This window comes from Nocardia sp. CY15, from assembly GCF_009829295.1.
GTDB classification, from domain to species: domain Bacteria; phylum Actinomycetota; class Actinomycetes; order Mycobacteriales; family Mycobacteriaceae; genus Nocardia; species Nocardia sputi.
Window position 1 is genome coordinate 25,418 of sequence record NZ_VUOT01000027.1, and the last position, 19,135, is coordinate 44,552.

21 protein-coding genes are annotated in these 19,135 nt (G+C 64.5%); 8 read left to right on the forward strand and 13 right to left on the reverse strand.

From position 1 onward, the window contains the following. Positions 1–53: 53 nt before the first annotated feature. On the forward strand, positions 54–1,877 hold the full coding sequence (gene asnB / locus GVY39_RS25295; RefSeq protein WP_159928833.1) for an asparagine synthase (glutamine-hydrolyzing): 1,824 nt from the start codon (positions 54–56) through the stop codon (positions 1,875–1,877). Between the two features lie 179 nt (positions 1,878–2,056). Here the strand turns inward: asnB and GVY39_RS25300 are convergent, their stop codons facing one another. The 4 genes from GVY39_RS25300 to GVY39_RS25315 all read right to left on the reverse strand — a co-directional run bounded on the left by GVY39_RS25300 (position 2,057) and on the right by GVY39_RS25315 (position 5,829). After that, complete coding sequence (locus GVY39_RS25300; protein WP_159928835.1) at positions 2,057–2,881, reverse strand: DivIVA domain-containing protein; 825 nt, start codon at positions 2,879–2,881, stop codon at positions 2,057–2,059. Between the two features lie 4 nt (positions 2,882–2,885). Then, positions 2,886–4,070, reverse strand: a complete 1,185-nt coding sequence (locus GVY39_RS25305; RefSeq protein ID WP_159928837.1) for an FAD-binding oxidoreductase — start codon at positions 4,068–4,070, stop codon at positions 2,886–2,888. Positions 4,071–5,045: 975 nt separating this feature from the next. Continuing rightward, a complete protein-coding gene (locus GVY39_RS25310; RefSeq protein WP_159928839.1) occupies positions 5,046–5,411 on the reverse strand; it encodes a group 1 truncated hemoglobin in 366 nt (121 codons plus the stop codon). Positions 5,412–5,631: 220 nt separating this feature from the next. Further along, on the reverse strand, positions 5,632–5,829 hold the full coding sequence (locus GVY39_RS25315) for a transposase (RefSeq protein ID WP_159928933.1): 198 nt from the start codon (positions 5,827–5,829) through the stop codon (positions 5,632–5,634). A gap of 152 nt (positions 5,830–5,981) precedes the next feature. On the opposite strand from GVY39_RS25315, the gene GVY39_RS25320 reads away from it, so the two are divergent. The 5 genes from GVY39_RS25320 (at position 5,982) to GVY39_RS25340 (ending at position 8,941) form a co-directional block, all read left to right on the forward strand. Further along, positions 5,982–6,233, forward strand: a complete 252-nt coding sequence (locus GVY39_RS25320; protein WP_159928841.1) for a hypothetical protein — start codon at positions 5,982–5,984, stop codon at positions 6,231–6,233. A gap of 1,272 nt (positions 6,234–7,505) precedes the next feature. Continuing rightward, a complete protein-coding gene (locus GVY39_RS25325) occupies positions 7,506–8,159 on the forward strand; it encodes a hypothetical protein (protein ID WP_159928843.1) in 654 nt (217 codons plus the stop codon). After that, a complete protein-coding gene (locus GVY39_RS25330; RefSeq protein WP_159928845.1) occupies positions 8,156–8,467 on the forward strand; it encodes a hypothetical protein in 312 nt (103 codons plus the stop codon). The genes GVY39_RS25325 and GVY39_RS25330 overlap by 4 nt, the downstream gene beginning before the upstream one ends. A 61-nt stretch (positions 8,468–8,528) precedes the next feature. Next, positions 8,529–8,660 carry a hypothetical protein gene (locus GVY39_RS35045; protein ID WP_255466264.1) on the forward strand — a complete coding sequence of 44 codons (132 nt, stop codon included), beginning with the start codon at positions 8,529–8,531 and terminating at the stop codon, positions 8,658–8,660. A 140-nt stretch (positions 8,661–8,800) separates the two neighbouring features. Beyond that, entirely contained in the window at positions 8,801–8,941 is a 141-nt protein-coding gene (locus GVY39_RS25340; RefSeq protein WP_159928847.1) for a hypothetical protein, read from the forward strand. A 46-nt stretch (positions 8,942–8,987) separates the two neighbouring features. On the opposite strand, the gene GVY39_RS25345 is transcribed toward GVY39_RS25340, so the two are convergent. Continuing rightward, on the reverse strand, positions 8,988–9,341 hold the full coding sequence (locus GVY39_RS25345) for a hypothetical protein (protein WP_159928849.1): 354 nt from the start codon (positions 9,339–9,341) through the stop codon (positions 8,988–8,990). A 1,025-nt stretch (positions 9,342–10,366) separates the two neighbouring features. Between GVY39_RS25345 and GVY39_RS35050 the strand changes: the two genes are divergently transcribed. Further along, positions 10,367–10,498 carry a hypothetical protein gene (locus tag GVY39_RS35050; protein ID WP_255466266.1) on the forward strand — a complete coding sequence of 44 codons (132 nt, stop codon included), beginning with the start codon at positions 10,367–10,369 and terminating at the stop codon, positions 10,496–10,498. 4 nt (positions 10,499–10,502) lie between these two features. Next, a complete protein-coding gene (locus GVY39_RS25350; RefSeq protein WP_159928851.1) occupies positions 10,503–11,654 on the forward strand; it encodes a winged helix DNA-binding domain-containing protein in 1,152 nt (383 codons plus the stop codon). Between the two features lie 124 nt (positions 11,655–11,778). On the opposite strand, the gene GVY39_RS25355 is transcribed toward GVY39_RS25350, so the two are convergent. The 8 genes from GVY39_RS25355 to GVY39_RS25390 all read right to left on the reverse strand — a co-directional run bounded on the left by GVY39_RS25355 (position 11,779) and on the right by GVY39_RS25390 (position 18,915). Continuing rightward, complete coding sequence (locus GVY39_RS25355) at positions 11,779–12,696, reverse strand: AraC family transcriptional regulator (protein WP_236565659.1); 918 nt, start codon at positions 12,694–12,696, stop codon at positions 11,779–11,781. A 25-nt stretch (positions 12,697–12,721) separates the two neighbouring features. Beyond that, positions 12,722–13,483 (reverse strand): SDR family NAD(P)-dependent oxidoreductase, encoded by a 762-nt coding sequence (locus GVY39_RS25360; protein WP_159928855.1) that lies wholly within the window; start codon positions 13,481–13,483, stop codon positions 12,722–12,724. Between the two features lie 341 nt (positions 13,484–13,824). Beyond that, a complete protein-coding gene (locus GVY39_RS25365; protein ID WP_159928857.1) occupies positions 13,825–14,148 on the reverse strand; it encodes a hypothetical protein in 324 nt (107 codons plus the stop codon). A 327-nt stretch (positions 14,149–14,475) separates the two neighbouring features. Further along, on the reverse strand, positions 14,476–15,198 hold the full coding sequence (locus GVY39_RS25370) for a hypothetical protein (protein ID WP_159928859.1): 723 nt from the start codon (positions 15,196–15,198) through the stop codon (positions 14,476–14,478). Positions 15,199–15,299: 101 nt separating this feature from the next. Further along, entirely contained in the window at positions 15,300–15,947 is a 648-nt protein-coding gene (locus GVY39_RS25375; RefSeq protein WP_159928861.1) for a biliverdin-producing heme oxygenase, read from the reverse strand. A gap of 13 nt (positions 15,948–15,960) precedes the next feature. Next, positions 15,961–17,103: a polyprenyl synthetase family protein gene (locus GVY39_RS25380; RefSeq protein WP_159928863.1), complete on the reverse strand. Its 1,143-nt coding sequence runs from the start codon at positions 17,101–17,103 to the stop codon at positions 15,961–15,963. A gap of 421 nt (positions 17,104–17,524) precedes the next feature. Continuing rightward, entirely contained in the window at positions 17,525–18,631 is a 1,107-nt protein-coding gene (locus GVY39_RS25385) for a polyprenyl synthetase family protein (protein ID WP_159928865.1), read from the reverse strand. Then, positions 18,628–18,915, reverse strand: a complete 288-nt coding sequence (locus GVY39_RS25390; RefSeq protein WP_236565661.1) for a BBE domain-containing protein — start codon at positions 18,913–18,915, stop codon at positions 18,628–18,630. The genes GVY39_RS25385 and GVY39_RS25390 overlap by 4 nt, the downstream gene beginning before the upstream one ends. Between the last annotated feature and the right edge of the window lie 220 nt (positions 18,916–19,135).

Genomic DNA, 19,135 nt, shown 5'->3' on the forward strand with positions numbered 1-19,135 from the left:
TGACTTCAACTGTGAGGCTGGTCGTTCAAATGCCAGGAAGAGGAGGAACGACGATGTGCGGTATCACCGGCTGGGTCGATTGGGAGCGAGACCTCACCCAGCAGCGTCCGCTACTGGAAGCGATGACCGATACCCTCATTCCGCGTGGTCCCGACGCGGGTGGGGTGTGGCTCTCGCCGCGGGCGGCATTCGGTCATCGACGATTGGCGGTGATCGACATCGAGGGTGGCGTGCAACCGATGCAGGCCAGTCGAGAGGGTGAGCAGCCGTGCGTGGTGACCTACAGCGGGGAGATCTACAACTTCCCTGAGTTGCGTGGCGAGTTGCAGAGACTAGGCCACCAGTTCCGAACCCGATCCGACACCGAAGTGCTACTACACAGCTACCTGGAATGGGGCGAGCACTGCCTGCCCCGATTGAATGGCATGTTCGCCTTCGGCGTCTGGGACCCCAACCGGCAGGGGCTGCTGCTTGGACGCGACCGGCTGGGCGTCAAGCCACTGTTCTACCTGCCCTACGCTACCGGGGTGCTATTCGGCTCGGAGCTGAAAACATTGCTGGCCAACCCGATCGCTGCGGCCGAGGTCGGTATCGAGGGCCTTGCCGAGGTGTTCTGCGCCACCCAGACTCCCGGGCATGCGGTGTTCCGCGATATTCGCGCACTGCGGCCCGGCCACTACGCGTGGATCCAGCGCCGGAGCTGCCGGGAGCAACGATACTGGGCGCTGACCAGCGGTGAACACCCCGACGATCTGCCGACCACCACCGCTGCGGTGCGCGAGTTGCTGGAGGACATCGTGCGACGGCAGCTGATCGCCGACGTTCCGGTGGGCACGCTACTGTCCGGCGGCCTGGACTCCAGTGCGGTGACCGCGCTGGCCACAGAAGTGCTGAACCGGAACAGCCGCGACCGACTCGCCACATACTCGATCGACTTCGAGGGCAACCAGGATAATTTCCAGCCCAGCGCGATTCGCCCGGAACAAGACACCCCGTTCGCGCGGATGGTGGCACAGCGAGTGCGCAGCGATCACATCGAGTTGCTGCTACGCACCGACGAGGTGATCAGCGCCCGGTCCGAAGTGTTGCGTGCTCGCGACCTGCCCGGACTCGCCGATACCAACGCCGCCCAGTACTTGTTGTTCCGCGAGGTCAAGAAGCGCTCGACAGTGGCGTTGTCCGGAGAGTCGGCCGACGAGGTGTTCGGTGGCTACCCCTGGTTTTTCGATCAGCGTATGCTCGGTGCCGCTACATTCCCGTGGGCGGTCTCGGTCGCCGCGTTCGAGCCGGTACTCGACACCGAGTTGTGGCGGCTGCTGCGACCGCAGGAGTACATCGCCGAGCGCTACGCACAAACCATGGCCGAAGTGCCAGCGCTAGACGGTGAGGCGCCGGGCGACGTACGGATCCGGGAAATGTTCTACGCCAACCTATCTCGATGGCTGACCATGCTGCTGGATTTCAAAGACCGGATGAGCATGCGAGTCGGCCTCGAGGTTCGGGTGCCGTTCTGTGATCACCGACTGGTGGAGTACCTGTGGAACACCCCGTGGGCGTTCAAGACCTCCGACGGGCGAGTCAAAGGCCTGCTACGGAACGCGGTCGCCGACCTGCTGCCAGCCCCAGTGCTGGATCGGAAGAAGACCTCGTTCCCCGTCAGCCAGCATCCGGCCTACGAACAGACACTCCGGGAGGAGATGCGGGCCGAACTCGCCGACCCCAACTCGCCACTACTACCGCTGGTACGCCGAGAGGCGGTCCTCGACCTGCTGGCCGGACCGCCCGGCCAGCAGGGCATGTGGCGCTCTGCGGACACGCTGTCGTTGCTGCTACAGATCGCCGAGTGGCTGCGGGTCTATCACATCAGCATCCGATGAAACCACTGGACGCCGAGCTGAGTCATGAGGGCAGTTCAGTCCGGTTGCGTGGGCCCTGGCGGACAGAACTCCAGGACAGCCCATCGGTGAATTCGCCGCGGCTATGCGCTGTCCAGGAGCCGGAGTTCAATCTGTTGTCGACAGGCACTTTTCGCGCCGCGCACCCGCAGTCGATAGTCCTAGTCAACCGAGCGCGCCGCTGGTGGCCGTGCCGCAGGTTCCAACGCATCGCGCTGTATTCGAGGCGGCATCTGTGTCATGGCCGGTGTGCTGGACTCGAAGTTGTTCAGTCCACTTCCGGGCGGCTCGGCGTCGCAATGAGGTCGCGCCTGTTCACATCCGAGCTTGTCGATCTCGGTGAAAAGCGCCTCGATGATCGTATGCATCTGCTTCTCCGCGATCTGGGCGTAAGTGCGGATGTACTCGATCTCCGCGGGCAGGGGATCGGAAGATCCTGCTGGATCGGCCACCACGGCGGCGATGCCGTCCGCCGCGCGGGCTGCCGACTGCTGGGCCTGCCGCAGAATCTCTGCGTACTGCTCGCGGGCGTGCGCGACCAGCTCACGGGCATAGATCTCGGCTTCGGCCACCGTTGATTCCGCGGTGATCTGCGCCTGGCTGAGCATGTTCACTGCGCGTACGTTCACTCCGAGCAGATCGCGCTGGGAATCCTCGCGCAGCTGTGCGTTCTCGCGCTGCAGTTCCTCCAGCTCGGTGCGCAGGGATTCGACGGTGGAGGAATCGCCGAGCGCCGACTTGTACATCGAGACCCGAAGCTCGAGATCCGCAACCTGGTGAGCTAGATAGTTGTTGTCGGCCAGCAGCGCCTTCTCGTCGCCGAAGTCCAGCTGCTGGGTCAGCCGCTTGTTCGCCGAGTTCAGCCGGGAAACCTCACGGGCTACTCGCCGGACGAATTCGTCGACGTCGCGTTCGTCGTACCCGCGGCGACCCAGTGCCGACTTCTTGAATTTCGCGTTCTCGATATCACGTGCCCTCAGCGTCATGTCGCTACCTCGTGCGCAATCTCTCCGCCGGAGCTGCGGAGGTATTCGGTGTGATGTCCTCGGGGGTGCGGCCGTCGAGGTTCTCGAATCGGATGGCCGAGTCGGGCAGGCCCGCGCGCCGCAGTTCACCGGCAGCGTGCTCCACCATCGCGGCGGAGCCGCAAATGAGCGCGGTCCTGCCCTGCCAGGGGCGGGTCTGGGCGGCCACCGTGCCGACCAGCCCCACAGCACCCGGGTAGGTCGGGTCATCGGAGACCACCGGGGTGTAGCGCAACCATGGCCTGGTCCCGGCCAGCTCGGACAGGAAGGCATGATCGTAGATGTTCCATTGAGTCCGGACCCCGTGGAAGAGATGGACATTCGTGGCCTCGCCCGTGGTGCGCCAGTTCTCGTCGAGTTGTTCGATCAGGGCGGTCATCGGAGCGAGCCCCGTACCGCCCGCCACCATCAGCAGATCCCCGCGGAAATTCGCGGGCAGGGTGAGTGCGGTGCCGATCGGCGCGCCCAGCCGCAGTGTGTCGCCGACCGTGACCGTCCGGGCGAGGGTGGCGCTGACCTGTCCACCGGCGACGATCTGCACATGCAGGTCGAGGGTTCCGTCGGGGCGGGGCGCGTTGGCCGGGGTGTAGTAGCGCCACAGCCGCGGCCGCTGCGGAACCTCCACGGCCATGGACTGTCCGGCGGCATAGTCGTAGGGCTCGGTGGGCCGGATGCGTAGCAACCCGACGTCCATTCCGCGGCGTTCGGTGGCGACGACCTCCGCCTCCCACCAGGCTGGAGTGGTTTCCTCGTCCTCCTCGGCCGCCGCCATCATGATCTGGGCGACCGAGCCATACGCCTCGGCCCAGTCGGAGGCGAGACTGTCGGTCCACGCCTCGCCGAGGAAGTACTGGAGCGTAGCCAGCAGTGACGCTCCGGCCGCAGGGTAGTGGTCGGCAACGACCTCGAATTTGCGATGGTCGCGGCCAAGTTGCCGCACAAAGGTGGGGTCGGCGGCAACACGGTCGACATTACTGACAATGCGGCCGAGCGCCACTAAGAATTTGCCGCGCTGGGCGGCCATCGACACCGGGAACAGATCTCGGACTTCGGGGTGCGTCATGAACAGATGTGAGTAGAAGTACAGAACCGCCTCGTCGCCGACCTTCTCAATCCTGAGCCAGCTGTCTCTGAGCGCTGGAACATCCATGTCCGATCACCAACTCATCTGTCGATCGATCCTGTACCGGCGCAACACCTCTCGATCCCGGATTTTCCAACGGAAACACCTCGATCCCGGGATGCCGATGATGACCCCGAACTCACTCGTACGCCCTGAACAGAGGGGCCTCATATCTGCGCCCCATGCAGGTCCTTCGAACACGGCATGAACTTCTCACGATCTGCAGCCGAACGCAAACGGGGAGAACGCCTTTGACTACAGCAGGTGACGTTGGTCAGCACCTCGAACAAAGCCTTTCGCAATCATGCGCGTCGCGCACCAGTGTCAATCGCATAGAGCTGGTCTATGGTGGCGATGTCGTTGTAGAGCCGTACCCAGCCAGGACTGCTTCGTCCCAAGCAGGTCCATGTGGTGAGCGGGCAAGCGTCTGGCATGCTTCGGCCCAGTTACCATGGCCGCCGGAACTTTCAACGCCCCGGCGTCATCGCGCGACCCCACTCGATCACTCGCGAGTGGCCCCTGTCGCCGGAGCAGCGCACCCGCGCCCCGGCTCGGTCGACCGGTCGCACTCGTCGCTTCGGCCACGCCGATTCACCCCTGTTCTTCGACCGCTTTGCCGCGCCGTTGTCGGCGGGCAGATCAGCCGCACCCATCGTCGCCATGCTCTGTATCCCTGAAGTCGCTCTACATCACGTACGGGGATATGCAGACCAAGTAGTCTTATCCGAGTCTGGCGAGTAGGGGTGAGACTTGATTCGTAAGCATTGCCATGATGAATTTCGCCAGCAGGCCCATTACATCTGAGTATGCTTCACGCACACCGTTTGTCAATAAACTTGGATCGACTGTGCGACAACCAAGTCCCTACCGCCACCGCCGGTCGCTACATTATGGGCGACCGTCGGAAAATGGGAGGAGTCGATCGCACGATAGGCGCGCTCGACATCCCTCCTCGGCGGTTCGCCGCTCCGATCATTTCTCGGATTCCGTAGTATCAACCGGTCATGCAGCCGAACCACTGACGATGTCTGATGCCAGATTCGACACCGTGCCGACGATCTGTTCCACGGTCTCGGCGGGCACACCCGCAGCCGCGAGAGAATCGGACAGATGCGCCGCCACGAGTTCGAAGTGGCGCATCGTAATTCCCTTACCCTGGTGGATGCGATGCATCGGGGCACCTGTGTAGGGATCGGGACCGCCGAGTGCCGCGGCGAAGAACTCCACTTGACGCCCCTGGAGCCGGGACATATTGACGCCCTTGAAGAATCCGGCCAACTCATCGTCCGCGAGAACCCGGACATAGAAGTCGGCGACAACGACCTCGAGTGCCTCGGCGCCGCCGATCCTCTCATAAATACTGCTCATTACATCTCTTATCTGCGTGTGGATCTAGGCATCCGTGCCGACCGACCCATTAAGGCGCCTCACCCAGGTGGTACGCGATCCTGTGAAACCCGTTCGGAACGCCACTGGAAACCACTGGGGATCGTACTGGGGAGAGTAGTCGCCGACAACGCGAGCTTCCCATGTCCGGAGAGACTGTCAATTTTTTAACCGCCCTGGTTCACTTCCGGTGACGCCCGGGCTATGCGAGCAGGATGCGGTGCCGAAGTAGCTGAAAATTGGCCCTCCCATACATTTGTCGCTTGATCAGTTTGGTCTTGGTGTTGACGCCTTCGATCGGGCCGTTGCTGTAGGGCCGGGCGACCGCGGCGTCGTGGTCCTGGTCGAGGCCACGTAGGAAAGGGTCGAGTTCGGTCAGCCCGGCCTCGCGAACTTTGATTCATCCACTCGTCGAGAGCGCCACCGCGACGTTCGATCAGGATCGCTGCGAACTCGCCGACGAGCCGAGCCAGGTAGGTCATCTCGGGGCGTGCCCCGAGAAGTTCGTCCAGATGAGCACGGCGTCCGGCGGGAAGATCGGTCGACCGGCTCATGATCCACGAAGTCGGCCGGCGCGGTGCGGCGGAGTACCGCGGATTCCGGGATGGTGCTTCCTGGTATCTGGGTGAGGTACTGCGCCGGAATCTGGGCGGATACTGGGACCACGATCAGGAGGGGGACGAGGTCGTCAGGCAGGTCGGCGCACGTAGCCAGCTGATGTTTCCGTTCCTGGACTTGAAGCACGTGTTCGATCAGCCGGGCTACCTGGGACGGCACTACGACTATTGCGCCGTGAATGAATAGTTGTAGTCGCCGCTTCGGCAAGGAGTGCGAGGTGCGAGGCTCATGGACGACGATCCGCTGACAGAGTGGCGGGACATACTTCTGGGGGCGGTTCTTCGATCTGGACGACGACGAAGTGCTGGACGACGTCACGCTCGATGTCACCGCCTCGCCCCTGCGCGGGCTGGCGACATACGCGCAGCAGCTGGACTTCGATGATGAGGAGAGCGTGCCGGCGGTCGCGGCGTATCTCGGCGAGACACTGATGCGTGCCGGCGGAGGCTGCTGGGCATGGATCGATGAGCTGCCGCTGGTACGGCTGGACGACGGCTCGGGCTGGCACCGGTTGGACCGGTGCAGCTGGTCGAAGAGGCCGACCGGTCGTTCGAGGCCGTGCACGCGGAATGGGCAGCGGCTGCCGCCCGGGTTGCCGCGGAGCGTCCAGGCTGGCCACCGGCGAAGGAAGAGACAGATCTCGACCTACTCGACGACCCCACGCAAACGCCCTCACCCGGTGGCTTGCTGCCCAAGAGTCGGCGTTGGTCGGCGGTGCCGGGTTCGACTTTTCCCCTGAGTCGGGAAATGTGGATGGAGTTGTATGACTGCGGAGTTCGGAGGGGTGCGCACCGGCAGTGTGGGCGAACCGTTCCGGGGAGCCTCACTGCGCTGACGCCACATCGAGACGGCGTCCGTCGCTGACAGGTGGGCGCCGCGCGGGAACATGGAGGATTGCGGCTTCGGCCCTTCTCCGCAGTCGTCAGTGCCGCGGGTGATGACTAGCCGATCTTTTCGATCTCGGCGACCCCCCGTGAGCACCTGCCCCCAATCGCGCCAATCCTCCCTCACGATCAGGTTGATCGAGGCGCCGGTCTGCTCGTCGCGAACGCCAGGGCTCGGCCCACCTACCGTCGCGCAGGCGATAGAGGCGGCCTGGTCCGACTACCTTGCCGTCGCTGAGCCGGTAGACCAAGCGAGGGGCTCCGAGCACGCTTGCGATCATGTCACGTACCGGTCGGTCTGGCGGGATAGGCTCACCGGCATGGTTCAGGTCGGTGACAGGGTGCTCTCGGTCGCGAACGGGGTCTCCGTGTTCGAGGTCCTGTCGACCGGGGGATGTCGGGGGGGTGATCCGTGGGTGGTTACCACCAAGCGGAGGCAGCGAAACGGGGTTCGCCTTGATGCTGCGGTTCTGCATCGAGCGGAGCTGGTTCGCAGCGAGATCCTGGGTGCCGCGGTCGAGTGCGTGGCCCGCCACGTCGGATCGTGGGTGCCTGCCACAGCGGTGATGCCGGAGTGAGCAGAGGTAGCAGGAATCTTCTTGCCTGGATCACGAATGAACTGGAACGCTTGACCAGGAAAGGAACGCAAGCCTACCGAGACACTGGCAAACGCACGGCTCGCTTCATCGTGCAGGATGTCGAGGAGAAGTTGCACGTCGATCGGCGCGGTGGGCACGAGATCGAGAAAGCAGGTGAGGGACCCAGAACGCCCGAACACACCGAGGCGCCGCCTGCTGAGAATAGTCCCCCGCCGTCACGTCTGGTCGATCGGTCCGTGCCGGGTGAGCGATACTTCATACAGGACACAGCGAGCCCACGGCTCTACGCCGAGGGCACAGTCGGCCGTAACGGCGAACTTCAATTGGCCCTCCGAACCCAACTCGAAGATGGGCAACGTTCAACGCTGCTGAGGGGTGCAGAGCAGTTCGAGGCGATTCTGAGATTCTTCGAAGGGAAATTCGCGTCAATAAATGGAAGTTGGCAGTACGGCTCAAACCTCGCCCGCTTCAATGAACTCACTGCTTCAGGGGTGTCACCCGAGGTCGCGGCAGCGAGGACATGGACCGGAAGACAAGCCGATAAAGCAGGGTTCCGGACGGTAAAGATCTTGGATTCTCAAGGCGATCCTGGAAAGTACACAACCGTGAAAGTGCAGTTCACTTCATGAATAATCGCGAGCCGAAGTTCGATGATCAGGCAACCGTGCTGATGGCCCGGATGCACCAAGAGGGACGGTCTCCCTCTCAAATCCTCCGCGAGATCATAGCGCTCTATCCGGACGTATCGACGCCCGACTTGATGGAGCTGATGCAGAATGCCTTCTCTCTACCATATTCGGCAGTTCAATGCATCGGCGGCTGGTGGATGGACGGTACAGGTGAACTTTCCGATACCCAACTCGACGCCTTCTTGGTCGAAGAAATCGCGAAAGTGTCGCCACAATGGAGAAAGGGCGAGGAAGAGGCGGAGCAATAATGAGGCACCTGCTGCACCGCACCATGGTGCGGAATTGGCGCGAGAGCGGGCTGCGGGCATCTTGACCGGCAGCACTGCCACCGAGCGCTTCGCTTGCTTCATCCAACGATTCACCGAGCCGGATCGCCGGCGAGCGCTCTATGACGAGTATCCCGGACTGGCCCGGCGCCTGACCACCGCCGCCCGCCTGTGACACGAGTACGCGGCGGAGCTACTGGAACGGCTCGTGGCCGATTTGGTCGAACTACTAGATCGGCTCGCTGCGTCGCCGGACAGCGGTGCCGTGATCGCGGTCAGGACGGGGCTCGGCGAACCGCTCGTGGTGCGCGATCGGTGGCCTTGATCGAGTTCGCTTCGGGTTGGAAAGCTGTCTACAAGCCGCCTCCATTCGGCATCGACGCCCATGTCGACTTCTGCGAATTCGCCGACCCCTACGGCAACAACCTCAGCCTCTACACCGTTCACACCGCCTGACAGCAGCCGCGTCAGCATCCGTTCGCCCGAATCATTTAAGGAGAGGTCACCCGGTGCGTGGGATCTGCTGCCCAGACTTGCTTTCGGCGTGCAGCACACGCGCCGCGGCGGTGGGCCGCCCATAACCGGCTCGACAGAACACATACGCGGACCGCTCGACCGTGACCTCAGGTCGCTCGCGCCGCAGCACCAGATTGCGCCAGCCCGGCGTCACCACATCCAGGTCGACGGCGCGGGCGTCCAAATAACAGGCCGGAACTCGCTTGGTCGGGCCCTTGTCCAGCAGCTCGGGCAGATCCTTCAACGCGGCCAGCACGGGCGCGACGTCGGTGGTGGCCCCGAACTCGATCGTCTCCACCAGCAGCCGGAGGAACTTGCGCACGAACGGGTACCGAGTCATCTCTCCAGCAATCCAGCAAGCGAACCCAAATCCCCAGAGCTTGCGGCCGGGAAGTTGGTTGATCAATCCTGCGGCGGCGTCCAAGAATTGGTGACTTCAGCGGATCGGAGTCGAGGTCGACAACCGTATGGGTAACATTCGCGGCGGTGTCGGAGTCGGTGCAGGACCCCATAGATGGACGGTGCGGGCCGCGCTGACGTCGCGAACCATGTCGATGCTGCGTTCCGCCATCATAGCCGGGAGAATCACTTCCAGAATCATCGATCGGCGCGGGTAACGCGGTCGGTCACCGGCGGGGGTGCGCTTGCGGGCTGCCCGGCGGGCACGGCGGTTGTAGTACGGCTGGTTCGAGGGCACGTCGATCTCCTTCGGCGCGGTCTACGTCGACTGGACGCGGTGGGCTCGCCGGCTCGGCCCGGCGCACGCATCGACCGCAGCGAGCACCACTGCTCGGGACGGGCGATTGGCGTCGGCGGCCGGATAACGACCGCGGAATCGACGACTCGATACCAGGTCATCCGGTGTGCAACGTCCGTCTCACCGAACTACGCGGCATGATCATCGGTAGCCTCCTGTCCGAACTTGCCACCCGGCTTCCACCCGGCGCTGCCTTCGGGACCGCACGAACGGCGTCGCACTCGCCGAGATCGCCCGAGAACTCTCGGACGAAGTCCTGGAACAGACCTTCATTGGCCGCGGATGACAACAGAGACGTACCGTGGCGGTGTCATAACCGCTGGCGATCAATCGACTGTGCCCGGAGTAGGGAGCAAGTCGGGGAACAGGACACCGCGAAATGCGACGGAACGGTCGAGTCTCGAGATCGCGACTTGGATGCCACCTCATCGGCCACCTGCCAGGTGGAAGAAGAGGTTGGCGGCCTCGTTTTCGAACGGGATGTGTCGGGTCGGTGGCAGGACGCCGTGCACCGTTTCCGGTGTCGGTTTTCCCGCCACCGCCCGCCGAACCGGACGTGCCCGTTGGCCGAGCATCCGGCTCTCCATGCGATCCGATGAGCCGCCCGCATGAAACAGAAGATTCTCGCCGCCGCACGCGTTGCGGCCGAGCAGCCGACCTATTCCATCCTCGACCGCGGTATCGAGCAGGAACTCCCAGCGCTACGCCGGCGGCCGGCAGCCCATCGTGCGGCGGCCTGACCTGATGACCGTCCTGTCCTCCCGCGCGCTCAACCGGGCCACCCTCGCCCGGCAATTACTGCTCGAGCGTGCCGACCTGCCGGTGTCCGGCGCTGTCGCACATCTGTGCGGATTGCAGGCCCAGGAACCGCAGGAACCATTCGTGGGGCTGTGGTCGCGACTGCGCGCCTTCGAACCGGCGACCCTCGACGAACTGCTCACCACCCGGCGGGTGGTCCGCACCCAACTCATGCGCCGCACAGTTCACCTGGTCACCGCCGCCGATGCACTGGCCTGGCGGACCCGCCACGACGCCATGCTGCGCCAGAAGATACTCGGGTCCTACCGCCGCGAGCTCACCGGAGTAGACCTCGACGAACTCACGGCCGCGGCCTGGGAACTGCTGGCAGACGGCCGACCGCGCACCATGCCCGAACTCGGCCGGGAACTCGCCGCACGGTGGCCGACGGCCGGGCCACGGCCACTCGGCGAACTGGTGATCGCCGCTCTCGTCCCGACGGTGCAGCTGCCCCCACGCGGCTTGTGGCGCCACAAGTCCGGCGCACGCGCCGTGCCCCTTGCCACCTGGCTGGGTCGCGAGGTCGACCCGCCCGCCCCGGACGGCACCGATACGGTCGGAAAGGCGCTGGTACGGCGCTATCTCGCTGCATTCGGACCGGCCTCGGTGGCTGATCTGCGCGCCTGGTGCGGCCTCGCCGGGCTTCCCGCCGCGGTGGCCGCGACCCGCGACGAACTGCTCACCTTCCGCGACGAACAGGGCCGCGAACTCCTCGACCTCCCGGATGCACCACGCCCGGACCCGGACATCCCCGCCCCGGTGCGATTCCTGCCCGCGTTCGACAACGCGATCCTCGGCTACCACGACCGCACCCGGATCATCGACCATGCTCACCGCGGCCTCTCAATCGCCGGCGAGCGCGTCGTGCTGGTCGACGGCCGGGTCGCCGCGACCTGGACCTGCCGTGCAGACGCCCTGACCGTCACCCCGCTGCGCCACCTCTCCCGCTTCGAACACACTGCGGTCGTCGAACAAGGACAGGAACTGGCGATGTTCCTCACCGACGACGACAGCCATCCGGTACAGGTGGCGGCATCCGGCGACAGCGGTGATGGCCCTTGGGGCGCCCAGCCGGACCCACCCGCCGCCCCGAGCTGAGAGCAGCCGCCCAACCTTTTGTAAGTGGTCAGCATCGCGTATTTGCCTGCACCGATCTCACTCCATGTCAAATCTCGCTCCTGGGTAAGGCTGCCCGCGGGCGTGGATGGTCTTTCCGGACGGGTCACTCTGTTTCGTCGCCTGCTCGTGCGGTGAATCGGACTGCGTCTTGGCTGGGTGGGGTGCCGAACAGGCGGCGGTATTCCCGGCTGAACTGGGAGGGGCTGTCGTATCCGACGAGATATCCGATGTCGGCGACATCTCCGGGATTCGCTGCCAGCAACAACCGCGCCTCCTGAAGTCTGATCTTCTTCTGGTATTGGATGGGCGTGGTTGCGGTGACGGCCTGGAAATTCCGATGGAACGCCGAAGGGCTCATACCGGTGCGCTCGGCCAGCTCCTCGACCCGAAACGACTCCCGATAGTGCTGCCGAATCCACTGCACCGCTTCGGCGATCGGAGAGAAGCGGGGATCGGTGAGCCCGATCCGGCGGACCGTCGGGCCGTGCTCGCCGGTCATCAAGCGCCACAGGATCTCTCGCTTGACCAATGGGGCCAGCACGTCCCGATCGCGGGGCTGGTCGAGCAGTCGCACCAACCGCACCGTGGCGTCGAGCAGCTCGACGGAGGCATCGGCGAAAACAATTGCGGGCGCGGCGTTGTCCTCGTCCTCGGGAAAGGCGCCGCGCGGGGCTTGCACCATTATCTCGGCGACCTGCGCAGGCTGCAGGCGCAGGCACAAGCCCAGCACCGGACGTTCCGGAGTGGCGTCGATGAACTGACACTTCAGCGGCACCGCGACCGACGCCACCAGGCACTGCCCGGCCCGGTAGTCATACACGCGCTCGCCGTAGGCGAGCTGCTTTGCGCCCTGGGCGATCAGCGTCATGCGGGTCCCGCCCATGGACGGCGGTGGCGGCGTGTCGGTCTCCTCCCGGCCCACCAGCAGGTCCGCGATCGCGGTCGTCGCGTCGTCTCGGGCATGGTGGGCCAGCAGCACACACAGCTCCTCGAGCAGCGCGGGCACAGTCCGATTCGCCAACATCATCATTGCCCCGATGTGGTGGTCAGACCTGCTCGGTCGGACGGACGAGCAACTCGGCGACGGCCACGTGCCGTGGTCGGGTCACGATATAGCTCACCGAATCGGCGATGTCACCGCCCTGCAGCCGCTCGATGTCGCCGAAAGCATTGGCGAGCTGCTCCTTCACGGCCGCCGAATTATGGTCGCGCAGTTCGGTATCGACACTGCCGGGCTCGATGACCGACACCCGGACATGCTGACGAGCCAGCTCCTGGCGCAGCGCCTCGCTGAAGGCGCCGACGCCGAACTTCGTCGCGCAGTACACCGCGGACATGGCGAAGGCGCCTCGCCCGGCCAGCGAGCCGATGTTGACGATGTCGGCGACCTGGCGTGGCCCCTGGGCGGCCGCCTGGACCAGATGTGGGGTGGCGGCGTGCGCGCAGTACATCAGGCCCATGAGATTGATGTCGATCATGCGACGCCAGTCGTTGAGGTCCGCGCCGGGAGCCGGGCCGAGCAGCATCAGGCCGGCGTTGTTGACCAGCGTGTCCAAGCGGCCCAGTTCCGCGATCGTGCGCTCCACCGCGTCCGCCGCGGCTTGGGCGTCGGTGACATCGGCGGGCACGACCAAAGCCCGTCCGCCGGCGTCGGTGATTTCCGCGGCCACATCGGTGAGCCGATCCTTGCGCCTGCCGACCAAGGCCACGGCTGCGCCCTCGCGTGCGAGCTCGGATGCGGTGGCGGCGCCGATGCCGCTGGAGGCCCCGGTGACCAGGGCGACGGTTCCTTCGAGACGAGCGGTCATGGTTCCAGCCTTTCGATGAACGCCCACAGGACCTCCCGGGGCGTGACGAACACGGACGAACCATTCAAACAAGCTGACCTGGGAAGAGATTAGAACGATACTCGCTCGCTCTTGCACAATCCTCGCGCTTTCCAGATGCCCGGCCGCAGGGTCTCCCCGGTGCCGCCCTCGGCAAGGCTCGGTGCGACCGCGTCCAAAGCATCGGCACTACCGAGCGGTCGTGACCCGATCACCCCCGGGGGCAGCGTCAGCCTTGTGACCAGGCAGATCCTGCCAAGAGGTTGACGCAAGACACTCTCGGTCTCCAGCGATGAACCGCCCAGCAGCGGGCGCATCGCTGATCAGTCGTTGGTCGGGCTGTCCAGATCGGAGAAGTTGGCGGCTCTTCGCGCCCGTATGGCGGCGGTCGAGGGCCGCGTCGGTGCGACGGAGCCTCCGTTGACGACGAGCGTCGACTCCAGCAAGGTGCTGCCGATCGATGGTGGACCCGGCGATGCGCTTCCGGGCGGTGGCTTGCCCCGCGGCGCCGTGGTCGCCTGTACCGGCCGCAGAGGTCCCTTGTTGGGGATGTTGGCGGCGGCTACCACGGCGGGGGAGTGGACGGCCGTGGCCGGGTGGCCCGGGTTGGGGCTGCTGGCTGTGGCCGAGATTGGTGGTGACCTCATCTGGCTCAGCGGACATCGCATGCATCCCGGGGCCCGTCACTCGACGAGGGCTACAGCTGCCGAGCCTCAGACGCTGCCGGGCGTTCTCGTGCGGCCCCACGCATGGGTCGCTCGGTCGCGGGCTCGGGCAGCCGCCGATTTCTCGCGTGCGTATTGACGACGATTGGGTCAGCTCGCGGCGCTGTGGTGCGGCGGTGGGGTCCTACGGGAGCTGACACCCACCGCCGCGAGCTGTTCGGTTGTAGCGATCGGTCGGTTCGTAGGTTGGATGGACCGCCGTGCTCTTGTGGGCCGGTGCGTTGTGGCGGTGGGTACACCGAGGGGTTCTTAGTGTGGTGTGTTGGGAACCCATTCGCTGATGGAGGGTTCGGTGCCGTGGTCGCTTTGGTAGTGCTCGTAGTTGAGGGTGAACATGGTGCGCCATTGGTCGACGATCATTTTGCCGGCGTTGGGGTGTGTTGCTTTCTGGTCTGTGCCGTCGGGGGTGCGCGAGAGCCATGCTCCGTTTTGTGAGTAGATGTCGAGGAAGTAGTCGGTCTGCTTCGGTGTCTTTCCGCCGGTGTGGCCGAGGATGTAGATGTAGCCCTTCATCTCGGTGGCGATGTCGAGGTAGGTGACCGACGGGTCGGAGTTGTGCAGTGCCATGGTGGCGTACCAGTTGTGCACTGCCAGGTGCGATTTGTCGTTCTGGTCGATGGTGATGCGGTAGGAGGTGTCGTGGACGGTGTCGGTGAGCAGCCATGTCGCGCCGGGTTGCAGCACGCGCACGGTCACTGACGGGGTCACGGTGCATGTGGAGGGCAAGGTGATGCCGCGATCGCGGGGCGGGCTGCTCACCGACATGCCAGACGTGGTTGCGCCGCTGGGGGTCCCAGCTGGTTTTCTGCAGCGGTACTGCGTCTGGGCGGTTAGCGGCACCAGGTTCTCCTGGATCGAGCCTTCGATCGTCAACTGCGACTGGTTTTGCGCTAGCGCGGCATCGACCCAGGCGCTTTGCCAGCGCCCGGCCAGCCAGTCGGTGTCGGAGTACACCCCGAAGATGACCTGCAACTGGCTACCCGTCCTTCTCCAGCTCTACCTCGGCCAGCAGTCGCTTCAGGCGGGCGTTCTGTTCGCGCAGCTCCTCGAGCTCATACTTCGCATGGCTGCCATCACGGCAGATGTCGTTCCGCCGGGGCCGGTTCGTCGTGATCCGGCCGGGACAGTGCGGCGAGTGTTTCGGCTATCGCCCGATAGCCTTCGTCCGCTGTCGCCAGCACGCATTGCTGCAGAGGTTCGTCGACAACGGCATCGTTCATCCGCCCGGCGAAGGCCGTCCAGCGTTTCCGGTCACCGGAGTTGTAGTAGGCGATTCCGCGGCCGTCCGTCAGTCCGAACGTCGCACGGACATGTGGGGTCAGCTCCAATCCGCCCATGGTGGAGCCTTCCATCACGTACAGGAATCCGAGTGTCGAGACGGGGTTTTCGGCCGCACGGTCGCAGATCGCCTCAGCGAACCGTTGTGCCGCACCGATCGCCGTAGCCGGCACATCACCGACGGGTATGGTGTCGAAAAATTCCAGATCCCGGTCCAGCAGATGCACTTTCGCGAGGTCGGGCCGCCATACCGCGGTCACGATCGGGTCCGCCAAGCAGGCCAGCCGGGTTTCCAGGGCATCGAGAACGACCCGATAGGCCGTCAGCTGGCCCACATACCAGCTGAGCGGCAGTGTCCCGCCCAGGAGCTCGAGACTGAAGGGCGTCGTCTCCAAGGCATGGTGCCAAGCCCGGGTTTCGGCGCGCAGCCGCTGCATAATCATGGTGGCGGCCGTTCTAGGCGTTCGGGTATTGGGTGCGTACCGCGTCGAACAGCCGTTCCATCACGTGGCCCTTGCGATCGATCGTGAGGTCGAAATACGTCGCGCCGCCAGCCGATCGGCACAGCTGGTGAATCCGGCGTTTGGCCTCCTCTTTGAGATCGACCGCTTGCCCGGCGAGCTCGACGAGGGTTTTGCCGAGCCGAGGATGACCGAGCGCGAACATCTTCAACCGGTCTCCGACCAGGTCGGTGTCGGCCTCGGGCGGCGTGGATTCGACGCCGAGCAGTTCGAGATACACCCGGTTGGTAAGTCCGTCGAAGTCCTCATGGGTATTGGCTCCGCCGAACTCGGGGACGAAATCGGTGAGGTCGTTGAAAATCTGGCTCGCGAAGCCGAGCTGCCGCATCGCATCGTCGAGAACGGTCAGTTCGTCGTCCGGCACCCGCAAGGCGGTTGCGGCCGCATTCAACGGCATTCGGAACAGCGTCGAGGTTTTCAGCGTCGCGACCGACTCCCAGAACTTCACCCGATTGTCGCCGTCGGCCGCGACGATCTCGCGCCGAATCTCGGCGAGCCTGGTGGACATGTCCAGCGCCTGACCGATGAAGCCGTTCTCGACTGCGCGCACAAGATAGTTCACGACTGCGGGTGATTCCGCATGCCGCAGCGCGGCGAGCACCATCCAGGCTCCGGTGTTGAGGGCGAGCGGCACCCCGTGGGTAGTGTGCAGTGCAGGCTCGCCGTATCGGACCGCACTGCCGTCCTCGATATCGTCGAGAACGACCGCAGCCTTCAGAAGAATTCGGACCGCTACCGCCACCCGGCGGATGACGTGCAGGTCGGCACCTGCCTCCCCGGTCTTGGCGAAGCCACGGTAGTTGCGAAAGACCCAGTACACGATCGATGGACGGAAGCCGGGACCGCCCGCCGCCCGCAGCGCCTCCTGCCCCACTTTCGAGCCGAGCGCGTCGGTGACCGGGTTGTGAAACGCTCGGCGCACAGCGGTGTCCAACTCCTGCGGTCCATTGGCCGAGCCGGCTACCTGCGCCGCCGAGACCGTCAGTTCGGCCAGGAAAACCCGCAAATCTGCTTCCAGCAATTCCGAGTCGCTACGCACGACGTCCATTACCTGCGTGTCATTGTCGAGGGCTGTCATTGTGGCCGCTCCTGCTGCTCGGGCCGACTGGAATACGGGACATCCCGCCTCGGCCCCAGGTCATCCGGTGGAGGCCGCTCACCTAGCAACAGTGTAGTTACGGGTATAATGCAAGGTCTCCCCAGAGATGGGGAGTTTGCGCGCCAATCGCCGGAAACCATGTATCGACCAACGCTCGTATTGAGGATTCGGATGCCGCGCCGTCGGCAGAAGTACAGTCGTGGCGTGTTGCATGTTGTGCCGCGACGGACATCTCTGCGGCCGGTTCAACCACGCCGAAATTCACCGGAAACCCGGTCAGGATTCACGGAAAGCCAACGGACGTACCTTCCGACCGGCGTCGGCGCGCCGGCATGATCTAGACATCGGACTGACAGATCATCGAGGACGCTGCGTCCTTCCCGTCATCCACCTGTTCTGGTCATTGCTCGCGTGGAGAAGCCGGAAATGTTGGTTCATGCATCGGGCGGCGCCGATTCCGGGCGCTAATCAACCCGTCTCGGCGAGCAATCACATTCGCCAAGGCCATAAGGTCGGCCGTCGCAAGTCCGGCGGGCAAGGTGTCGACAGCGGCCTGCACCTGGCGGTCGGCATGTCGCTGAGCCGATCGTCGTCCCCCGGCGGCGTCGACCAGTGCCATGGCCCGGGCGACCATTTCCTGGCCGAGAGCGGTGTCGGACTCATACAGTTCCGCTAGCTCGCGCGCGGCCTCGCTATTCGACAACAGGGCCGTCACAACAGGCAGCGACCGTTTGCGTCCGGCCAGATCATTGCCCGCTCGCTTTCCGGTGATGATCGGGTCTCCCCAGATTCCGATGATGTCGTCAGTGAACTGGAACGCCAGGCCGAGTTTGCGACCGAAACAGTCCATCAGCGACACCGTCTCCGGGTCTGCTCGCGCACTCAGTGCGCCGAGCGCGCAGGCGCAACCCATCAGCGCACCTGTCTTGTCCATCGCCATCTGAATGTACTCACCGAGTTCCACACGTGGTCGCGTCTCGAACGCACAGTCGTCGGACTGGCCTCGGCACATTTCGGCGACCGCGACAGCGAGCCGTCGCGAAGCTTCGACAGCCACCGGTGCGGGCAGACCCGCGACCAGAACCCGATAGGCCAGGGCATGCAGGGTGTCGCCGAGGAGAATGGCGTCGGACGTTCCCCACACACTCCACACTGCTGGGTATCCTCGTCGTGTTCGGTCCCCGTCCATGATGTCGTCGTGTACGAGACTGAAATTGTGCACCAGCTCGACCCCGACCGCGGCGGATAGCGCGGCGGCCTCACTTCCTCCACAGGCCCTGGCCGCGGCGATCACCAAGGCGGGTCGCAAATATTTCCCGAATCCAGCCTGCGTGGGTACTCCAGCGGTATCCCACCAGCCCAGATGGTAGCCCGCCATGCGACGCAATGGATTCGGTAGCGATTCGACCGACTCCTGGAGCATCGGCTCGCAGATTTCGCGGGCCCGTGTGAGGAGGTCGCCGGCTCGGAGCTCGACAGCGCGTTCTGTGTGTGCACTGTCGGTCATTCGTCGACTCGCGGCGCTGCGCGCAGATCATCGGGCCGAATGTTCTTGTTGTAGCGGAACATGTTATCCGGATCCCATTCGGTTTTGGCGCACACGAGGCGCGCGTATTTGTCGGGGCTTCCCCATACTCCGCGGCGCCACGCCGGCCCATCGTCGGTGGAGAGATTTACATAGGCGTTGCTGCGCAGGTGTGGTCTGATGTCGGCGCGTGCACTGCCGAGCCAACCGTGGAATGTCCGGTCGCCTTCCGGATGGTCCCATTCGGTGACGATTTCCCAGAACAACGGGGCGCCTTCCCGGGAAAAAGCGACAGCGTCCTCGTCGACGTCTTCGCTGATCGCGCTCGTCGAAGAAAATGCCGGTCAGCGTACGCTCCAGCAATTCAGGGCGTCGCCCGTAGGTACCTTCGTCGTTCACATCGTCCAGGATGAACAGCCAAGTCACCCAATCCGCCAGCAGGCAGAGATCGGCCGGATCAGCGATCGGGTAGCAATAGGCAGCGAG

Coding starts and splice junctions, on each gene's coding strand:
- asnB (WP_159928833.1), top strand. CDS start 54: ATGTGCGGTATCACCGGCTGGGTCGATTGGGAGCGAGACCTCACCCAG.
- GVY39_RS25300 (WP_159928835.1), bottom strand. CDS start 2,881: ATGACGCTGAGGGCACGTGATATCGAGAACGCGAAATTCAAGAAGTCG.
- GVY39_RS25305 (WP_159928837.1), bottom strand. CDS start 4,070: ATGGATGTTCCAGCGCTCAGAGACAGCTGGCTCAGGATTGAGAAGGTC.
- GVY39_RS25310 (WP_159928839.1), bottom strand. CDS start 5,411: ATGAGCAGTATTTATGAGAGGATCGGCGGCGCCGAGGCACTCGAGGTC.
- GVY39_RS25320 (WP_159928841.1), top strand. CDS start 5,982: ATGATCCACGAAGTCGGCCGGCGCGGTGCGGCGGAGTACCGCGGATTC.
- GVY39_RS25330 (WP_159928845.1), top strand. CDS start 8,156: ATGAATAATCGCGAGCCGAAGTTCGATGATCAGGCAACCGTGCTGATG.
- GVY39_RS25345 (WP_159928849.1), bottom strand. CDS start 9,341: ATGACTCGGTACCCGTTCGTGCGCAAGTTCCTCCGGCTGCTGGTGGAG.
- GVY39_RS35050 (WP_255466266.1), top strand. CDS start 10,367: ATGAAACAGAAGATTCTCGCCGCCGCACGCGTTGCGGCCGAGCAGCCG.
- GVY39_RS25350 (WP_159928851.1), top strand. CDS start 10,503: ATGACCGTCCTGTCCTCCCGCGCGCTCAACCGGGCCACCCTCGCCCGG.
- GVY39_RS25360 (WP_159928855.1), bottom strand. CDS start 13,483: ATGACCGCTCGTCTCGAAGGAACCGTCGCCCTGGTCACCGGGGCCTCC.
- GVY39_RS25365 (WP_159928857.1), bottom strand. CDS start 14,148: ATGAGGTCACCACCAATCTCGGCCACAGCCAGCAGCCCCAACCCGGGC.
- GVY39_RS25375 (WP_159928861.1), bottom strand. CDS start 15,947: ATGATTATGCAGCGGCTGCGCGCCGAAACCCGGGCTTGGCACCATGCC.
- GVY39_RS25380 (WP_159928863.1), bottom strand. CDS start 17,103: ATGACAGCCCTCGACAATGACACGCAGGTAATGGACGTCGTGCGTAGC.
- GVY39_RS25385 (WP_159928865.1), bottom strand. CDS start 18,631: ATGACCGACAGTGCACACACAGAACGCGCTGTCGAGCTCCGAGCCGGC.